10 protein-coding genes and 1 pseudogene are annotated in these 17961 nt (G+C 73.9%); 5 read left to right on the forward strand and 6 right to left on the reverse strand.

Translation table 11 applies throughout. The features are described 5' to 3' along the window. Positions 1–90: 90 nt before the first annotated feature. Positions 91–696: a dephospho-CoA kinase gene (gene coaE / locus ACIQKA_RS06815; protein ID WP_383149063.1), complete on the reverse strand. Its 606-nt coding sequence runs from the start codon at positions 694–696 to the stop codon at positions 91–93. A 31-nt stretch (positions 697–727) separates the two neighbouring features. Then, entirely contained in the window at positions 728–1666 is a 939-nt protein-coding gene (locus ACIQKA_RS06820; RefSeq protein ID WP_366376652.1) for a PAC2 family protein, read from the reverse strand. Positions 1667–1905: 239 nt separating this feature from the next. On the opposite strand from ACIQKA_RS06820, the gene ACIQKA_RS06825 reads away from it, so the two are divergent. Next, on the forward strand, positions 1906–2853 hold the full coding sequence (locus ACIQKA_RS06825; RefSeq protein WP_402540264.1) for a right-handed parallel beta-helix repeat-containing protein: 948 nt from the start codon (positions 1906–1908) through the stop codon (positions 2851–2853). A 141-nt stretch (positions 2854–2994) separates the two neighbouring features. On the opposite strand, the gene rpsA is transcribed toward ACIQKA_RS06825, so the two are convergent. Then, positions 2995–4503 carry a 30S ribosomal protein S1 gene (gene rpsA / locus ACIQKA_RS06830; protein ID WP_383149067.1) on the reverse strand — a complete coding sequence of 503 codons (1509 nt, stop codon included), beginning with the start codon at positions 4501–4503 and terminating at the stop codon, positions 2995–2997. A gap of 347 nt (positions 4504–4850) precedes the next feature. On the opposite strand from rpsA, the gene ACIQKA_RS06835 reads away from it, so the two are divergent. Both ACIQKA_RS06835 and hrpB read left to right on the forward strand, forming a co-directional pair. Further along, on the forward strand, positions 4851–5690 hold the full coding sequence (locus ACIQKA_RS06835; protein ID WP_383149068.1) for a class I SAM-dependent methyltransferase: 840 nt from the start codon (positions 4851–4853) through the stop codon (positions 5688–5690). Between the two features lie 161 nt (positions 5691–5851). Then, positions 5852–8407 (forward strand): ATP-dependent helicase HrpB, encoded by a 2556-nt coding sequence (hrpB, locus tag ACIQKA_RS06840; RefSeq protein WP_402540265.1) that lies wholly within the window; start codon positions 5852–5854, stop codon positions 8405–8407. A 92-nt stretch (positions 8408–8499) separates the two neighbouring features. Here the strand turns inward: hrpB and ACIQKA_RS06845 are convergent, their stop codons facing one another. Beyond that, a complete protein-coding gene (locus ACIQKA_RS06845; RefSeq protein WP_383432005.1) occupies positions 8500–10374 on the reverse strand; it encodes a lytic transglycosylase domain-containing protein in 1875 nt (624 codons plus the stop codon). 255 nt (positions 10375–10629) lie between these two features. Between ACIQKA_RS06845 and ACIQKA_RS06850 the strand changes: the two genes are divergently transcribed. Continuing rightward, positions 10630–11652 carry a DUF4184 family protein gene (locus tag ACIQKA_RS06850; protein WP_402540267.1) on the forward strand — a complete coding sequence of 341 codons (1023 nt, stop codon included), beginning with the start codon at positions 10630–10632 and terminating at the stop codon, positions 11650–11652. 202 nt (positions 11653–11854) lie between these two features. Here ACIQKA_RS06850 and ACIQKA_RS06855 read toward each other — a convergent pair. Both ACIQKA_RS06855 and polA read right to left on the reverse strand, forming a co-directional pair. Further along, positions 11855–12568 (reverse strand): annotated as a pseudogene (locus ACIQKA_RS06855) (serine hydrolase); the annotation flags it as partial. Between the two features lie 215 nt (positions 12569–12783). After that, a complete protein-coding gene (gene polA, locus ACIQKA_RS06860) occupies positions 12784–15495 on the reverse strand; it encodes a DNA polymerase I (protein WP_402540268.1) in 2712 nt (903 codons plus the stop codon). Positions 15496–15617: 122 nt separating this feature from the next. On the opposite strand from polA, the gene ACIQKA_RS06865 reads away from it, so the two are divergent. Beyond that, a complete protein-coding gene (locus ACIQKA_RS06865) occupies positions 15618–17900 on the forward strand; it encodes an FdhF/YdeP family oxidoreductase (protein WP_383149078.1) in 2283 nt (760 codons plus the stop codon). Positions 17901–17961: the final 61 nt, after the last annotated feature.

A 17961-nucleotide genomic window follows, 5' to 3' on the forward strand; every position in this document is an offset into this window, starting at 1 on the left:
CAACGCGGCCGGGGGTGCCCCCGTGCCCGCAGGGCTACGGGGGAGTGCGTGCCGGACACCGCCGGGCAGGCGGGACTTTCGACACACGCCCTAGGCGGAGGGCGCGGCCCGCCGGGCCAGCTCGTCCCAGACCTTCCGGACCTGCGGTTCGAGGGCGTCGAGCGGTCCGTCGTTGTCGATCACGAGGTCCGCGACGGCCAGCCGCCGCGCGCGCGTGGCCTGGGCCGCCATCCGGGCCCTGGCCTCCGGCTCGTCCATGCCCCGGAGCCGTACGAGCCGGTCGAGCTGGGTCTCGGGGGACGCGTCCACGACCACGACCAGGTCGTAGAGGGGCGCGAGTCCGTTCTCGGTGAGCAGGGGGACGTCGTGGACGACGACGTCCCCGGTCTCCGCCCGGCTCTCCAGCTCCGCGGACCGGGCTCCGACCAGGGGGTGGACGATCGCGTTGAGGGTGGCCAGGCGCTCGGCGTCGGCGAACACGACGGAGCCGAGCTTCGGCCGGTCGAGCGTCCCCTCCGGGGTGAGGACGTCGTCGCCGAAGGCCTCGACGACGGCCGCGAGTCCCGGAGTGCCGGGCTCCACGACCTCGCGGGCGATCCGGTCCGCGTCGATCAGCACGGCCCCGTACGAGACGAGCAGCCGTGACACCTCACTCTTGCCGGCGCCGATCCCGCCGGTCAGGCCCACCTTCAGCATGAGCGGCAGCTTAGGGCCTGCCCCGGCGGTGCTACGCGTCGCCCTCCCGCTCCGCGAGGAAGCGCTCGAACTCGCGGCCCAGCTCGTCCGCCGACGGCAGGTCGGCGGGCTCCGCGACGAGGTTGCCCCGGGTCTCGGCCCCGGCCACCGCGTCGTACTGGTGCTCCAGGCCCTGCACGAGCGCCACCAGCTCCTCGTCGCCCTCGCCGATCTGGCGGTCGATCTCGGTCTGGGTGCGGCGGGCCTCCGTCCGCAGGGAGTGGGCGATGCCGGGCAGGACGAGGCCCGTGGCGGCGGTGACGGCCTCCAGGGCGGTCAGGGCCGCGTCCGGGTACGGCGAGCGGGCCACGTAGTGCGGGACGTGGGCGGCGACGCCGAGGGTGTCGTGGCCGGCCTCCGTGAGCCGGTACTCGACGAGCGACTCGGCGCTGCCGGGGACCTGGGCCTCGTCGAAGGGGCTGCGGTGGCCCGGCATGAGGTCGGTGCGGCTGCCGTGCGGGGTGAGCCCGACCGGGCGGGTGTGCGGCACGCCCATGGGGATGCCGTGGAAGTTGACGGAGAGGCGCACGCCGAGGCGCTCGACGATCTGCTGGACGGCGGCGGCGAACCGCTCCCACTCCACGTCGGGCTCCGGGCCGGAGAGGACGAGGAAGGGGGCGCCGGTGGCGTCCTGCACGAGGCGGACCTCCAGGGACGGCGTCTCGTACGCGGTCCAGCGGTCGCGCCGGAAGGTCAGCAGCGGGCGGCGGGCCCGGTAGTCCACGAGCCGGTCGTGGTCGAAGCGGGCCACCAGCTGGTGCGGAAGCGTGTCGAGCACGCGCTCGACGATCTGCTCACCGGTCTCGCCCGCGTCGATGTAGCCGTCGAAGTGGTACAGCATGACGAGGCCGGCCGACTCCTGTGCCAGAGCCATGTCGACGACGGCCACGCCCTTCGGGTCCCATTCGTACAAATCCTGCGGATCAAGCACGATTACCGCTCCTCCTCGTGTTCTCTCTGGGAACGCGCCGGGTGGCGCCGCCATTCCCGGGGGTGCGATCTTTCGGCGGCGACGGCCCGAACTCCGGCCATTGGTCCAGACCTTGACACGGTCGGGGCGGCTCCCTACCGTCTCCGGACAGCGCCGCGTCCTGCCCCTCCCGTCCCCCGTGCCCCCCTCCGTGCACCCCGGCGGGGCCCGCCCCCGCTCCCGCCCCGGAAGGCACCCCCATGCGCCCTCGCACGCTGCTCCTTCCCCTCCTCCCGGCGCTCCTCGCCGTTCCCCTCGCGATCTCTCCGGCCGCCGCGGCGACCGTCGAGGTCACGACCGCCGCCCAGCTCAAGTCGGCGCTCGCCGCCGCGCGCCCCGGCGACACGATCCACCTCGCGGACGGCACGTACACCGGGAACTTCAAGGCCACCACGGCGGGCACGCCGGCCGCCCGGATCACCCTGACCGGCTCCCCGCGCGCGGTGCTGACTGCCCGCGGCGGCTACGGGCTGCACCTGAACGGCGCCTCGTACTGGACGGTGAAGGGGGTCACGGTGACCGGCGGCCAGAAGGGGATCATGGCCGACGCCGCCGACCACGTGGTGATCGACGGGGTGACCGTGCACAACCTGACCATGGAGGGCGTGCACTTCCGTGACTCCAGCAGGAACGGCGTCCTCAAGAACTCGCGGATATACGACACCGGGAACGACGGCCGGGGCATGGGCGAGGGCGTGTACGTCGGCACCGCCAACGACCTCTCCGACCGGAGCGACGGCGCGCAGATCCTGAACAACGTCATCGGGCCGGACGTCGGCGGCGAGAGCGTCGACGTCAAGGAGGGCACGACGGGGGCGCGGATCGTCGGCAACACCTTCGACGGGCGCGGGCTGACCGGCGCCAACTACGACGACTCCTGGGTCGACGTGAAGGGCAACGACGTCCTGGTGGAGGACAACACCGGGGTGAACACGACGAACAACGGCTTCGAGACCCACAGCCAGCAGAGCGGCTGGGGCTGCGGGACGGTCTTCCGCGGCAACCGCGCGGACCTGACGGGCGCGGCCGGTCCGCAGCGGCTGGCGATCAACGTCACCAACCAGAGCGGCTCGTGCCGGACCACGGTGTACGCCTCGAACACGGTGACCGGCGGGAAGGGCCTGACGAACATCGCCGTCACGCCCTGAGGGGACGGGGCCCGGGAGAACGTCCCAGGCCCCCCTCTCCCTTCGGTCCCCCCGGTCGCCCGGAAAACGGCCGAGGCCCGCTCCCCCGGAAGGGAGCGGGCCTCGGTCTCACCAGCTACTGGCGCTCGGCGGAGAGCCTGTTCAGCTCTGGCCGCCGGCCAGCTTCTCGCGCAGGGCGGCGAGCGCCTCGTCCGACGCCAGGGCGCCGGAGTTGTCGTCCGACTCCGAGGAGTACGAACCGCCCGAGATGCCCGCACCGGCGTTGCCACCGGCGACCGGGGCGGCAGCGCCCTCGGCAGCGGCGGCCTCGTCGGCCTCGCGGGACTTGATGACCTGGGCCTGGTGCTGCTCGAAGCGAGCCTGCGCCTCGGCGTACTGGGTCTCCCAGGCCTCGCGCTGGGTCTCGAAGCCCTCGAGCCAGTCGTTGGTCTCGGGGTCGAAGCCCTCGGGGTAGATGTAGTTGCCCTGGTCGTCGTAGGACGCGGCCATGCCGTACAGGGTCGGGTCGAACTCGACCGAGGCCGGGTCGGCACCGAAGGACTCGTTGGCCTGCTTCAGCGAGAGGCTGATGCGGCGGCGCTCGAGGTCGATGTCGATGACCTTGACGAAGATCTCGTCGTTGACCTGGACGACCTGCTCCGGGATCTCCACGTGGCGCTCGGCCAGCTCGGAGATGTGGACCAGGCCCTCGATGCCCTCGTCCACGCGGACGAACGCACCGAACGGGACCAGCTTGGTGACCTTACCCGGGACGACCTGACCGATCTGGTGGGTCCGGGCGAACTGCTGCCACGGGTCCTCCTGGGTCGCCTTCAGCGACAGGGAGACGCGCTCGCGGTCCATGTCCACGTCGAGGACCTCGACGGTGACCTCCTGGCCGACCTCGACGACCTCGGACGGGTGGTCGATGTGCTTCCAGGACAGCTCGGAGACGTGCACGAGACCGTCGACGCCACCCAGGTCCACGAAGGCACCGAAGTTGACGATCGAGGAGACGACGCCGGAGCGGACCTGACCCTTCTGGAGGGTCGTGAGGAAGGTCTGGCGGACCTCGGACTGGGTCTGCTCCAGCCAGGCGCGGCGGGACAGGACCACGTTGTTGCGGTTCTTGTCCAGCTCGATGATCTTCGCCTCGAGCTCCTTGCCCACGTAGGGCTGGAGGTCGCGGACGCGACGCATCTCGACCAGGGAGGCCGGGAGGAAGCCGCGGAGGCCGATGTCGAGGATGAGACCACCCTTGACGACCTCGATGACGGTACCGGTGACGATGCCGTCCTCTTCCTTGATCTTCTCGATGGTGCCCCAGGCGCGCTCGTACTGGGCGCGCTTCTTCGAGAGGATCAGGCGGCCTTCCTTGTCCTCCTTCTGGAGAACCAGGGCCTCGATCTCGTCGCCGACCTTGACGACCTCGTTCGGGTCGACGTCGTGCTTGATCGAGAGCTCGCGGCTCGGGATGACACCTTCGGTCTTGTAACCGATGTCGAGCAGGACCTCGTCCCGGTCGACCTTCACGATGACGCCGTCGACGATGTCGCCGTCGTTGAAGTACTTGATCGTCTCGTCGATCGCGGCGAGGAAGGCTTCCTCGTTACCGATGTCGTTGACCGCAACCTGCGGGGTGGTGGCGGTGGTCTCGGTGCTGCTCGTCATGTGGGAAAGGGCTCCGGTTACGGACAGAAAGTCGTAGGTACTGCTACGCCGTGAGCCCGTATCGCACCAAGAAGCCGGACAGCCAAGGAGACCCCCTAGCCCGCGGACGGGAGGGGCCTCGAAAACCGAGGGGACATACACCAGGTACGAGCGCGGCCTGCTCCGTCTGAGGCACGCAGACCCGCAGCGCAACCTTTAGCATACGGAAGCGGCCGGACAGGGTCAATGCGCGAAGCGCGCACCCGGGGCAGATCGGCTCAACTCCGGCACCATTCATGTCCTTCCACGCCGTGTCGGCGTGGTCCGCCGCACGGCGGCACTGAGCGCAAACTACATCGGCGGGCGAGATGAACCAAGAGTACGGACGCGAAGACGCGGCCCAGGACGGGACCGACGGGGCGGAGGCCACCCGGCGTGACGCGGGGGACGCGGAGAGCAGCCGGGCGAGCCGCGGATGGTGGGACGGGAACGCCGACGAGTACCAGAGCGAGCACGGCTCCTTCCTCGGCGACGACCGGTTCGTGTGGGGTCCCGAGGGGCTCGACGAGGCCGATGCCGGGCTGCTCGGCCCGGCCGCCTCGCTGAAGGGCCTCGACGTCCTGGAGATCGGCGCGGGCGCCGCGCAGTGCTCGCGGTGGCTGGCGGCGCGGGGAGCGCGGCCGGTGGCGCTCGACCTCTCGCACCGGCAGCTCCAGCACGCGCTGCGGATCGGCGGCGAGGTGCCGCTCGTGGAGGCCGACGCGGGAGCGCTGCCGTTCCGGGACGGCTCCTTCGACCTGGCCTGCTCGGCGTACGGGGCGGTGCCGTTCGTCGCCGATCCGGTACGGGTGTTCCGCGAGGTGCACCGGGTGCTGCGGCCGGGCGGCCGCTGGGTGTTCTCGGTGACGCACCCGATCCGCTGGGCCTTCCCCGACGAGCCAGGCCCCGAGGGGCTCTCGGTCGCGGCCTCCTACTTCGACCGCACGCCGTACGTCGAGCAGGACGAGGAGGGGCGGGCGGTGTACGTGGAGCACCACCGGACGCTCGGGGACCGGGTGCGGGACGTGGTGGCCGGCGGATTCCGGCTGGTGGACCTGGTCGAGCCGGAATGGCCGGCCTGGAACAGCCAGGAGTGGGGCGGCTGGTCGCCGCTGCGGGGGAACCTGATCCCGGGGACGGCGATCTTCGTGTGCGAGCGGGCGGAGTAGACCTCCGCGCGAGCGGACGGGGCGGCGGAGCGGGAGGGGACGTCGGCCTCGTCGGCGGACTCGCCGGTCACACTCATGACCGCTCGCACTCAGTCGTACTTATGGGTGGGCCCTGTGGACAACGGGGCCCACCTTTTTCTTCCGCGTACGAGACTGAGTGCGTGATCCGAAACGAAGCGCTCGACCGCCTCCCCGTCCGCCGTGCCGTCCCCGAGCTGCTCTCCGCGCTCGCGGAGCGCGGCACGGCGGTGCTGTCCGCCCCTCCCGGCACCGGCAAGACGACACTGGTGCCGCTGGCGCTCGCGGGGCTCGCGGGGGACGGGCCGGCGCGCCGGGTGCTGGTGGCGGAGCCGCGCCGGATGGCGGTGCGGGCGGCGGCCCGCCGGATGGCGTGGCTGCTCGGCGGGGAGGTCGGCGGCGCGGTCGGCTTCTCGGTGCGCGGCGAGCGGCGGGCCGGGCCCGCGACCCGGGTCGAGGTGGTGACCACGGGCATCCTGCTCCAGCGGCTCCAGCGCGACCCGGAGCTGGCGGGGGTCGACGTGGTGCTGCTCGACGAGTGCCACGAACGGCACCTGGACGCCGACACGGCGATGGCGTTCCTGGTCGACGTGCGGGCGGCCCTGCGGCCGGAGCTGCGGCTGGTCGCGGCCTCGGCGACGAGCGACGCCGAGGCCTGGGCGCGACTGCTGACCTCCCTCGACGGCGACGGGCCCGCGCCGATCGTGCGGAGCGAGGGCGAGGGGCACGGGTACGAGGTCCGGTTCGCCGCGCCGCCCGCCGGGATCAGGCCCGCGCACGGCACCTGGGTGGATCCGGCGCTGCTGCGGCACGTGGCGGCGACGGTCCGGCTCGCCCTGGAGCGGCACGAGGGCGACGTCCTCTGCTTCCTGCCGGGCACGGGGGAGATCGCGCGGACGGCGGGGCTGCTGTCCGGCCTGGACGCCGAGGTGCTCCAGTTGCACGGGCGGGCTCCGGCGGCGGTGCAGGACGCGGTGCTGCGGGGCGTCGAGCCGGGCGGGCGGCGCCGGGTGGTGCTCTCGACGTCGGTGGCGGAGTCGAGCCTGACGGTTCCGGGAGTGCGGATCGTGGTCGACTCGGGGCTCGCCCGGGAGCCCCGGACGGACCACGCCCGGGGGCTCGGGTCGCTGGCGACGGTGCCGGTGTCGTCGGCCGCTGCGACGCAGCGGGCCGGACGCTCGGGACGCGAGGCGCCCGGGGTGGTCTACCGCTGCTGGGCGGAGGCGGAGGACGGCGGCCGGGCGCGGTTCCCGTCGCCCGAGATCAGGATCGCGGACCTGGCGGACTTCGCCCTGCGGGTCGCCTGCTGGGGCGACCCGACGGCCGGGGGGCTCGCGCTGCTCGACGCGCCGCCGGCCGGGGCGATGGAGGCGGCCCGTGCGGTCCTCGGGTCGATCGGCGCCGTGGACGCGGCGGGCCGGGCCACGGAGCGGGGGACGCGGATGTCCCGGCTCGGGCTCCATCCGCGACTGGGCCGGGCCCTGCTGGACGGCGCGCCGGAGGTGGGGGTGCGGCGGGCCGCCGAGGTGGTGGCGCTGCTCGGCGAGGAGCCGCCGCGCGACTACGGGGACGACCTGGTGGCGGCCTGGCGGGCGGCCCGCCGGGGTGCGGACGGGTACGGCGCGCGGTGGAGGGCGGAGGCGCGCCGTCTGGAGCGGGCGGCCGGCGAGGCGGTGGGCGGCGAAGACGGTGGCGCCGTCTCCGGGGCCGGGGGGGGCGAGGACGCCGTGGCCGGTCTGGTGACGGCGCTCGCCTTCCCCGAGCGGGTGGCCAGGGCCCGGGAGCAGGGCGGCCATCTGATGGTGTCGGGGAGCGGGGCGCGGCTCGCCGAGGGTTCCGGGCTGCGGTCCGCTCCGTGGCTGGCCGTGGCGGTGGCGGACCGCACGGCCCGGGACGCCACGGCGCGGGTGCGGCTCGCGGCGGCGGTGGACGGGTCGGTGGCGCTGCGGGCGGCCGGGCACCTGCGGTCCACCGGCGAGGAGGTCCGGTGGGAGGACGGGGACGTGGTCGCGCGCTCGGTGGACCGGCTGGGCGCGGTCGAGCTGACGGTCCGTCCCCTGGGCGCCGGGGCCGACCGGGCCCTGGTCCGGGCGGCCCTGCTCGACGGCCTGCGGCGCGAGGGGCTCGGGCTGCTGCGGTGGAGCCGGGAGGCCGGGGAGCTGCGCGAGCGGCTGGCGTTCCTCCACCGGGAGGTGGGCGAGCCGTGGCCGGACGTGTCGGAGGAGGCGCTGGTCGACCGGGCCGGGGAGTGGCTGGAGCCGGAGCTGTCCCGGGCCGGGCGCCGGGCCGACCTGGGGCGGATCGCCGCCGGTGAGGCCCTGCGGCGGCTGCTGCCGTGGGCGACGGGCGAGGCGGGCCGGCTGGACGAGCTGGCGCCGGAGCGGATCGAGGTGCCGAGCGGTTCGCGGATACGGGTGGAGTACGGGGGCGACCGGCCGGTGCTCGCGGTGAAGCTCCAGGAGATGTTCGGGCTGGCCGAGACGCCCCGGGTGGCGGGGGTTCCGGTGCTCGTCCACCTCCTCTCCCCCGCCGGGCGGCCGGCGGCGGTGACCGCCGACCTGGCGTCGTTCTGGCGGGACGGCTACCGCGCGGTGCGGGCGGAGCTGCGGGGGCGGTACCCGAAGCACCCGTGGCCGGAGGATCCGTCGGCGGCGGTGGCGACCCGGCACACCAGCGCGCGGCTCGCAGGGGGGCGGTGACGCCGGGCCGGACACGTCCGGGGAGAACGAGGCGCCGCCCCTCCGTCCGGTGCGGACGGAGGGGCGGCGCGGAGAAGGAGCACCGCGGCCGGTCAGGCCTTGGAGGTGGAGGGGGACGGGGAGCCCGTCGGGGCGGAGGTGGACGCCGAGGGAGAGGCCGACGGCGACGAGGAGGTGGACGGCGCGGGAGAGGCCGACGGCGAGGGGGAGGCCTCGGGCGTGCCGGTCTCGGAGGGCTCCGGCTCCGGGGTCGGGGCGGCCGCGGCGACCGTGAGCTCGACGAAGAGGGTGCCGCCGCCGGGCGCGCTCAGCTTGAGGTGGTACGTGCCCGCCTTGTCGCCCGCGAGGAGGTCGCCCGCCTGGAAGGTCAGGGTGCCGTTCGTGGCGGTCGCGAGGGTGACGGTGCGGGAGGACGTGCTCTTGAAGGTCGGGCCCTCGGTGGCCGGCTTCGGGTCCGTCTTCGACTCGACGATCTCCGCGGTGACGAGCACGCCGGGGGCGAGGGCTCCCTTGTCGGTGGCCTTCACCTGGACCTGCTGGTCGAAGGCGGTGCCGGTGGTGGCCTTCAGGGGGGCGTCGCCGACGCGGACGAGGGTGTCCGCCCGGCGCTCCGTGACGGAGACGGCGAAGGCGGCCGGGGCCAGGGTCCGGCCCACGACGGTGGCCCGGATCGTGAACGATCCCGTCTGCTCGCCGGCCCGCAGCGCCGGGGCGGAGGCGACGCCTGCCGCGGTGGTGGTGGCGGTGACGCCGGTCCTGCCCCCGGCGAAGCGGGTGTCGGTGGCCCCGACGATCTCGAAGCGGACGGCCGCCCCGGCGACCGGCTTGCCCGAGGCGTCGAGCGCCGCGACCCGGGGGACTCCCGTGAAGTCGCTGTCGGTGGTCGCGGTCAGCTGCCCGTTGGCCGCGACCTTGAGCAGCGACACCTTCTCGGCCGGCGAGGTGGCCGGCGGCGTCGGGTCGGTGGTGGGGGGCTTGGTCGGGACGGTCGGCGGCTTGCTCGTGCCGGGGTTCGGCTTCGGGTCCTGGGCGCCCGGCTTCGGCGCGGGGGACGTCGGAGAGGGGGACGTCGGCGCGGTGGGGCGGGGGACGCCGCCCGGGCGGCGGTTGTCGCTGCGGTCGATCGGCAGCACGCCCGTGCCGTCCGGGACCTGGTGGGTGCCGCGCTTGTAGTACTCGAACCAGGACAGGACCGTGTTCAGGTACTCGGTCGAGCGGTTGTAGCTGAGGACCGCGCGGTCGAGGTCGGCCTTGAGCAGGAGGTTGCGGTCGTTGGCGCAGAGGTAGCGACCGGCGGCCTGCGCCGCGTCGTAGATGTTGTTCGGGTCCTTCTTCCCGTCGCCGTTGGCGTCCTGGCCCCAGGTGGCCCAGGTGGACGGGATGAACTGCATCGGGCCGACGGCGCGGTCGTGGACCTTGTCGCCGTCGTAGGCGCCGCCGTCGGTGTCGGAGATGTTGGCGAAGCCGACGCCGTTGAGGGCGGGGCCGAGGATCGGCTTGAAGGTCGTGCCGTTGCCGTCGACCCGGCCGCCGCTCGCCTGCCCGGACTCGACCTTGCCGATGCCGGCGAGCAGTTGCCACGGCAGGTTGCAGCCGGGGTCGGTCGAGCGGGACGTCTGCTCGGCGCGCTTGTAGGCGGCGAGGACGGTCGCGGGTATGCCGGCCTCCGCGGGGCCGGTGACCACCAGCGGACCGGTGCCCGTCCCCGGCGCGCCCGGCTGGCGGGCCGCCACGTTCAGCGGCGGCAGCGCCGTGTAGTAGGGCGAGTCGCCGGTCGCGGAGCCCTTGTCGGACGGCGGGGCGGTCTCCCCGGTGCCGGTGCCGGTGGCGCGGTCGCCGCCGGCGTTGTCCGTGGTCGGCTGGATCGCCTCCGGTGCCTGCGAGGCGGCGAGCGCGGCGACCGCCGCGGCCACCACCGCACCGCTGGTGGCCCCCCTGCGCAGCCGGCGGCCGATGTCCGGTGCCATATCCGTCGTCCCTCCCCGATCGACTGCGGCCCCGTGCTCCCCGCGCGTGGCCTCCGGCGACTTTATGCCAACTCCGTACCGGCTAGTACCGGTCCTTGACCGTGTTTCACTCTTTCGTCACCTCATGACCGCCTGCCGATCAAAGGGAGGCGGGAACCGACCGGGGCGCCCGGTGCCTCTTGCACTGCGGTCGATCATGGACCGGCCCGCGTCCGTGCCCGTGAGCCGTCGCCGTCCGAACCCCGGGAGCCCTCCTTGCCGTTCACACTGAGCCATGCCGCCGCCGTGCTGCCCGGGCTGCGCCGGGACGGGACCGCGCGGGGTCCGCTGGTCGCGTCCGCCCTCGTCGCCGGGTCCTTCGCGCCCGACACGACGTACTTCGCCGCGACGGTGCTGCCCGGCGCGATGGCCTTCGGCGACGTCACGCACTCCGCCGTCGGGATCGTCACGGCCGACGTCCTGATCGCGGCCGCGCTCGTCGCCCTGTGGCTGACCGTGCGCGAGCCGCTGGTAGCGCTGCTGCCCGCGCGGTGGCGGGGCGGGGTGTACGGCCTCGTCGTGGGCCGCCGGTGGCGGGACCGGTCCCCGGTCGCGCTCGCGGGCTGGTTCCTCCTCTCGGCGGCGCTGGGCGCCACGACCCACGTGGTGTGGGACTCCTTCACCCACCTCGACCGCTGGGGCACCCGCGCGCTCCCCTTCCTCGGCGAGCTCGTGGCCGGCTTCCCGGTCTACCTGTACGCGCAGTACGGGGGTTCGGCGCTGGCCCTGGGGCTGCTCTGCCGGTTCGCCGCGCGGGCGCTGCGGGCCGCCGTGCCCGGTGCGGAGCTGCCCGCCGGCGTGGCGGTGCCGGACCGGCGCGGGCGGCTCGTCGCGGCCGGGCTCATCGGCGGCTGCGTCCTCGCCGGGATCGCCCACCGGGTGCTGCGCTGGGCCGCGTACTGGGGCTGGGACCGGATCGAGACGCCCCTGGACGTCATCCCGACGGCGTGCTTCGGGGCCGGCGCCGGGCTCGCCGCCGGGATCGTGCTGTACGGGGCGGGGGCGCGGCTCCTCGGAGCGTCGCCCGCTCGGCGGGCGGGAAGCCCGACGCCGAATCCGGCTCCGGAACCGGAGGGCCGGAAGCGGAAGGACCCGGAGCGGAAGAGCCCGGAACCGAAGGGCCCGGAGCCGAAGGGCCCGGAGCCGAAGAGGGCGGAGCCGAAGGGCCCGGAGCCGAAGAGGGCGGAGCCGAAGGGCCGGGAGGCCCTGCCGGAGCACTCCCGTCCGGGACCTCGCTGACGTTCTCCGAGGGGGTGAAGCCGCGGGCCGCCGCGCCGCCGGAGAGCCCGCGGTGCACGGCCAGGGCGACCCCCTCCAGGGTGCGGATGCCGTACCGCATGGTCGGGTTGCCGTGGCTCAGGAGGGCGAGCCGGTAGTCGGTCGCGGAGGCGCCGGCCGACCCCGCGACGGCGCCCGCTCCCCTGCCCGTGCCGGCGGCCGGGCGCACCACGCCGACGCTGTGGACGCGCCAGGCGTGGGTGGCGCGGGGCAGCCAGCCGTTCTTGAGGTGGACCTTGACCGTGCGGGGCGCGCCCGAGGTGACGCCCCAGGCCTGGTCGCGGACGACCTGGCCCATCAGGGACAGCGCCTCGGCACGGCGGGACACCGCGGCCAGGAGGGCCAGTTGGTCGCGGGCGGTGGTGCGGGTCAGGCCCCAGTAGCCGCCGTGGCCGGGGACGGTGTCGCGGGCCCCGGCGTCGCGCAGCACCCTGTCGAGACGGGCGCGGGAGAGCCCCTTCCACAGCTCGCCGGCCGCCTTGTTGTCGGAGCGGGTGATCATCGCCCTCATCCGCCGGGACTCCGGGCCGGTGGGCGCGCGGCCGAGCTCGGCCGCCCGTCCGAGGACGGCCTCCAGGATGAGGACCTTGGCGATGCTGGCGGAGTCGTACACGAGGGTGTCGTCGAGCCGGCAGCGCAGTCCGCGTCCGGGGTCGTGCAGGGCGACGGAGACCGTGCCGTCGCGGCCCCTGAGCGCCGTCGCGATGTCCTGGGACAGGCGGGCGGCGAGGGCCGGTTCGCGGGACGAGGTGCAGAGTGCGGGGGCCCGGTGCGCCTCGGCGGGCCAGGCGGTGCCCGATGCCCCGAGTACGGCTCCGAGCAGGGCCCAGGCGCGGAGGCGGGCGCGACGGCTCGTGATCATGATGCTCAGTTTCATGAGCCCGGCCGCCGGGACGCCCTCCGGAGTGGTCCATCCGGCGCACGGCCCCCGCCCCGGAGCCCGTGACGGCGCCCCCGCCCCGTACGGCCGGGGCCCGGACGCCCCCCCCGATCCCCGCCGGCGGGCCCGGGCGCCCTCCGGCCCGTACGACGGGGCGGCCCGGACGCGCCCGGGCCCGTACGGCGTCCGTACGGGCCCGGGGCGGGGTGGTGTCAGTGCGCGGCGGAGTCCCAGTCCCGGCCGACGCCGACGGAGACGTCGAGCGGGGCCCGCAGGTGGGCCGCCGCGGACATCTGCTCGCGGACCAGGGCCTCGACCCGCTCGCGCTCGCCGGGGGCGAGTTCGAGCACGATTTCGTCGTGGACCTGGAGGAGCATCCGGGAGGTGAGGCCCGCCTCCGTGAGCGCCCGGTCGACGTTCAGCATGGCGATCTTCACGATGTCGGCGGCCGTGCCCTGGATGGGCGCGTTGAGCGCCATCCGCTCGGCGGCCTCGCGGCGCTGCCGGTTGTCGCTGTTGAGGTCGGGCAGGTAGCGGCGGCGGCCCAGCATCGTCTCGGTGTATCCGGTGGCGCGGGCCTCGTCGACGACCCGGCGCAGGTAGTCCCGCACCCCGCCGAAGCGCTCGAAGTAGGTCTCCATCAGGATCCGGGCCTCGGCCGGGTCGATGGTGAGCTGCTGCGCGAGGCCGAAGGCGGAGAGGCCGTAGGCCAGGCCGTACGACATGGCCTTGATCTTGCGCCGCATCTCGGCGTCGACGGCGGACCGCTCGACGCCGAAGACCTGGGAGGCGACGGTGGTGTGCAGGTCCTCGCCGGAGGCGAAGGCCTCGATGAGGCCCTCGTCCTCGGAGAGGTGGGCCATGACCCGCAGCTCGATCTGGCTGTAGTCGGCGGTCATCAGTGCCTCGAAGCCCTCGCCGACGACGAAGCCGTGCCGGATGGCCCGGCCCTCGTCGGTGCGCACCGGCACGTTCTGCAGGTTCGGGTCGGTGGAGGAGAGGCGGCCGGTGGCGGCGACGGTCTGGCTGAACGTGGTGTGGATCCGGCCGTCGGCGGCGACGGTCTTGACCAGGCCCTCGACCGTGGAGCGGAGCCGGGCCTGCTCGCGGTGGCGGAGCATGATCACGGGCAGTTCGTGCTCGGTCTGGCCGGCCAGCCAGGCGAGCGCGTCGGCGTCGGTGGTGTACCCGGTCTTGGTCTTCTTGGTCTTCGGGAGGTTCAGCTCGCCGAAGAAGACCTCCTGGAGCTGCTTGGGCGAGCCGAGGTTGAACTCGTGGCCGACGGAGGCGTGCGCCTCCTTCACGGCCTGCTGGACGGCGCCGGCGAACTGCTGCTCCATGGCTTCCAGGTGCTCGCGGTCGGCGGCGATGCCGTGCCGCTCCAGGCGGGCCAACAGGGCGGAGGTGGGCAGCTCGATCTCGTGGAGGAGCTCGCGGGCGCCCACCTCGCCCAGCCGCTCCTCGAAGGCCCCGCCGAGGTCGAGGACGGCGCGGGCCTGGGCCATGAGGGCCTCGGCCTCGGCGGTGTCGTCGGCGCCGAAGGCGAGCTGCCCGTCGGAGGCGGCGGCGGGGGCCAGCTCGCGGCCGAGGTACTCGACGGAGAGCGCGTCCAGGGCGAAGGAGCGGCGGCCGGGCTTGACCAGGTAGGCGGCGAGGGCGGTGTCCATGGTGACGCCCGCGACGCTCCAGCCGTGCTCGGGGAAGACCCGCATGGCGCCCTTGGCGTTGTGCAGCACCTTGGGGCGGTCGGGGTCGGAGATCCACGCGGCCCAGGCCCGCTCGTCGGCCTCGTCGAGCTCGCCGGGGTCGAACCAGGCGGCGGCGCCCCCGGCGGCGGCGAGGGCGACCTCGGCGACGTTTCCGGTGCCGAGGGCCCAGCTGTCGACGGTGGCGACGCCGAGGGGCCCGGTGCCGTGCTCGGCGAGCCAGGGGGCGAGCTCGCCCGTGGAGAGGACGGAGGCGTCGAGCTCGACGCCTGCGGCGGGCGGCGGGACGTCCTCCTCGGCGGAACCGGGGTCGACGGCGAGGAGCCGCTCGCGCAGGGAGGGGTTGCGGATCTCCAGCGTGTCGAGGACGAGGGCGAGGGCCGCGCGGTCGTACGGCTCGCGGGCGAGGTCGGCCACCGTCTTCGACAGCTCGACGTCCCGGACCATCTCGGTCAGGCGCCGGTTGAGCTTCACCGCTTCCAGGTGGTCGCGGAAGTTCTGCCCGGCCTTGCCCTTGACCTCCTCGGCGCGCTCGACGAGCAGGTCGAAGGAGCCGAACTGGTTGATCCACTTCGCGGCGGTCTTCTCGCCGACCCCGGGGATGCCGGGCAGGTTGTCCGACGGGTCGCCGCGCAGGGCCGCGAAGTCGGGGTACTGCGAGGGGCTCAGACCGTACTTCTCCTGGATCTTCTCCGGGGTGAAGCGGGTCAGCTCGGAGACGCCCTTGGTCGGGTAGAGCACGGTGACGTGGTCGGTGACGAGCTGGAAGGAGTCCCGGTCGCCGGTGACGATCAGGACGTCGAAGCCCTCGGCCTCGGCCTGCGTGGCGAGGGTCGCGATGACGTCGTCCGCCTCGAAGCCGTCGACGGCGAAGCGCTGCGCGTGCATCGCGTCGAGCAGCTCGCCGATCAGCTCGACCTGCCCCTTGAACTCGTCGGGGGTCTTCGAGCGGTTCGCCTTGTACTCCGGGAACTCGTCCGAGCGCCAGGTCTTGCGGGACACGTCGAACGCGACCGCGAAGTGGGTGGGCGACTCGTCGCGCAGCGTGTTCGCCAGCATCGAGGCGAATCCGTAGATCGCGTTCGTCGGCTGCCCCGTCGCGGTGGTGAAGTTCTCCGCGGGCAGCGCGAAGAACGCCCGGTACGCGAGCGAGTGCCCGTCCATCAGGAGCAGGCGGGGACGGGTGTCTGCGGTGTTCTTCGATGCTGTCTGGGCCACGGGACGATCCTGCCACGGCCCACCGACAATCCCCTCCTCACCGGCCGGGGTGCCGGGCTGTCGGTGCCGCGTGACAGGATCGGAGACGTACGCAGGAGGACGACCGCTCAAGGGAGAGCGCGATGGTCAGCAAGCCCCCGGCCGGTGACCCGGTCCAGGACGCACCGCAGGTCACGCCGCCGCAGCACGCCGCCGCCGGGCTGCCCGCCGTCGGACACACCCTGCGGATCGCCCGGGAGCAGATGGGGTCCCTGCGCACCGCGCGGACCCTCCTGAGGGTCAACCAGAAGGACGGATTCGACTGTCCGGGCTGCGCCTGGCCCGAGGAGGACAGGCGGCACGTCGCGGAGTTCTGCGAGAACGGCGCGAAGGCCGTCGCCGAGGAGGCGACGCTGCGCCGGGTCACCCCGGAGTTCTTCGCCGCGCACCCGGTGGCGGACCTGGCGGAGCGCAGCGGGTACTGGCTGGGCCAGCAGGGCCGCATCACGCAGCCGATGCTCCTGCCCGAGGGCGGCGACCGGTACGAGCCGGTGACCTGGGAGCGGGCCTTCGGGATCGTCGCCGAGGAGCTGCGGGCCCTGGACTCCCCCGACGAGGCGCTCTTCTACACCTCGGGCCGCACCAGCAACGAAGCGGCCTTCCTGCTCCAGCTCTTCGCCCGCGAGTTCGGCACGAACAACCTGCCGGACTGCTCCAACATGTGCCACGAGTCCTCGGGCTCGGCGCTGACGGAGACCATCGGCGTCGGCAAGGGCAGCGTCTCCCTGGAGGACCTGCACAAGGCCGACCTGATCGTCGTGGCCGGGCAGAACCCGGGGACGAACCACCCCCGGATGCTGTCCGCGCTGGAGAAGGCGAAGGCCGCGGGCGCCCGGATCATCTCGGTCAACCCGCTGCCGGAGGCCGGCCTGGAGCGGTTCAAGAACCCGCAGACCCCCCGCGGCATGCTCAAGGGCGCCGCGCTCACCGACCTCTTCCTCCAGATCCGGATCGGCGGCGACCAGGCCCTCTTCCGCCTCCTCAACAAACTGGTCCTGGCGACCCCCGGCGCCGTCGACGAGGAGTTCGTACGCGAACACACCCACGGGTACGAGGAGTTCGCGGCGGCCGCGGAGGAGGCCGACTGGGACGAGACCCTCGCCGCGACCGGTCTGGAGCGCTCCGAGATCGAACGGGCCCTGGAGATGGTCCTCGCCTCGGAGCGGACGATCGTCTGCTGGGCGATGGGCCTCACCCAGCACAAGCACTCCGTGCCGACCATCCGCGAGGTGGTCAACCTGCTGCTCCTGCGCGGCGACATCGGACGGCCGGGCTCGGGCGTCTGCCCGGTGCGCGGCCACTCGAACGTGCAGGGCGACCGGACCATGGGCATCTTCGAGCGCCCCGCGCCCGCGTTCCTCGACGCCCTGGACAAGGAGTTCGGGATCGTCTCCCCGCGCCACCACGGCTTCGACGTGGTCCGCTCGATCCAGGCGCTGCGCGACGGCGAGGCGAAGGTGTTCTTCGCCATGGGCGGCAACTTCGTGGCGGCGACGCCCGACACGGAGGTGACGGAGGCGGCCGTGCGCCGGGCCCGGCTGACCGTCCACGTGTCGACGAAGCTGAACCGCTCGCACGCGGTCACGGGCACGCGCGCGCTGATCCTGCCCACCCTCGGCCGCACCGACAAGGACGTCCAGAAGGGCGGGCGGCAGTTCGTGACGGTCGAGGACTCGATGAGCCTGGTGCACGCCTCCCGGGGCAACCTGCCCCCGGCGAGCCCGCACCTGCTGTCCGAGCCGGCGATCGTGGCCCGGATGGCCCGCGCGGTCCTCGGCGACGGATCGGCCACGCCCTGGGAGGAGTTCGAGGCCGACTACGCCCGGATCCGGGACCGCATCGCGCGCGTGGTGCCCGGTTTCGAGGACTTCAACGCCCGGCTCGCGGCGGACCCGGGCGGCTTCGCGCTGCCGCACGCCCCGCGCGACGAGCGCCGCTTCCCCACGAGGACCGGCAAGGCGAACTTCACGGCCGCGCCCGTCGAGTACCCGAGGGTGCCGGAGGGCCGGCTGCTCCTCCAGACGCTGCGCTCGCACGACCAGTACAACACCACGATCTACGGCCTGGACGACCGCTACCGGGGCATCAAGGGGGGCCGCAGGGTCGTCCTGGTCCACCCGGAGGACGCGGCGGCCCTCGGTCTGGCCGACGGGGCGTACGCCGACCTGGTGAGCGAGTGGACGGACGGCGTGGAGCGGCGGGCGCCCGGCTTCCGGGTGGTGCACTACCCGACGGCCCGGGGGTGCGCGGCGGCCTACTACCCGGAGACGAACGTCCTGGTGCCGCTGGAGTCGACGGCGGACGTCAGCAACACCCCCGCGAGCAAGTCCGTCATCGTCCGTCTGGAACAATCGCCCTCCGCCTAAGCGTTTGCTCAGGCGGAACCACGCGATCGAACGATCAGCGACCGTACGAAGACGAACGGAG

The sequence above is a fragment of the Streptomyces sp. NPDC092045 genome (genome assembly GCF_044756005.1).
Taxonomy (GTDB): Bacteria; Actinomycetota; Actinomycetes; order Streptomycetales; family Streptomycetaceae; genus Streptomyces.

Bases quoted from the DNA above. Each gene is read 5' to 3' on its own strand.
- ACIQKA_RS06825 (WP_402540264.1), top strand. From the start codon at position 1,906: ATGCGCCCTCGCACGCTGCTCCTTCCCCTCCTCCCGGCGCTCCTCGCC.
- ACIQKA_RS06845 (WP_383432005.1), bottom strand. From the start codon at position 10,374: ATGGCACCGGACATCGGCCGCCGGCTGCGCAGGGGGGCCACCAGCGGT.
- ACIQKA_RS06835 (WP_383149068.1), top strand. From the start codon at position 4,851: ATGAACCAAGAGTACGGACGCGAAGACGCGGCCCAGGACGGGACCGAC.
- ACIQKA_RS06865 (WP_383149078.1), top strand. From the start codon at position 15,618: ATGGTCAGCAAGCCCCCGGCCGGTGACCCGGTCCAGGACGCACCGCAG.
- rpsA (WP_383149067.1), bottom strand. From the start codon at position 4,503: ATGACGAGCAGCACCGAGACCACCGCCACCACCCCGCAGGTTGCGGTC.
- coaE (WP_383149063.1), bottom strand. From the start codon at position 696: ATGCTGAAGGTGGGCCTGACCGGCGGGATCGGCGCCGGCAAGAGTGAG.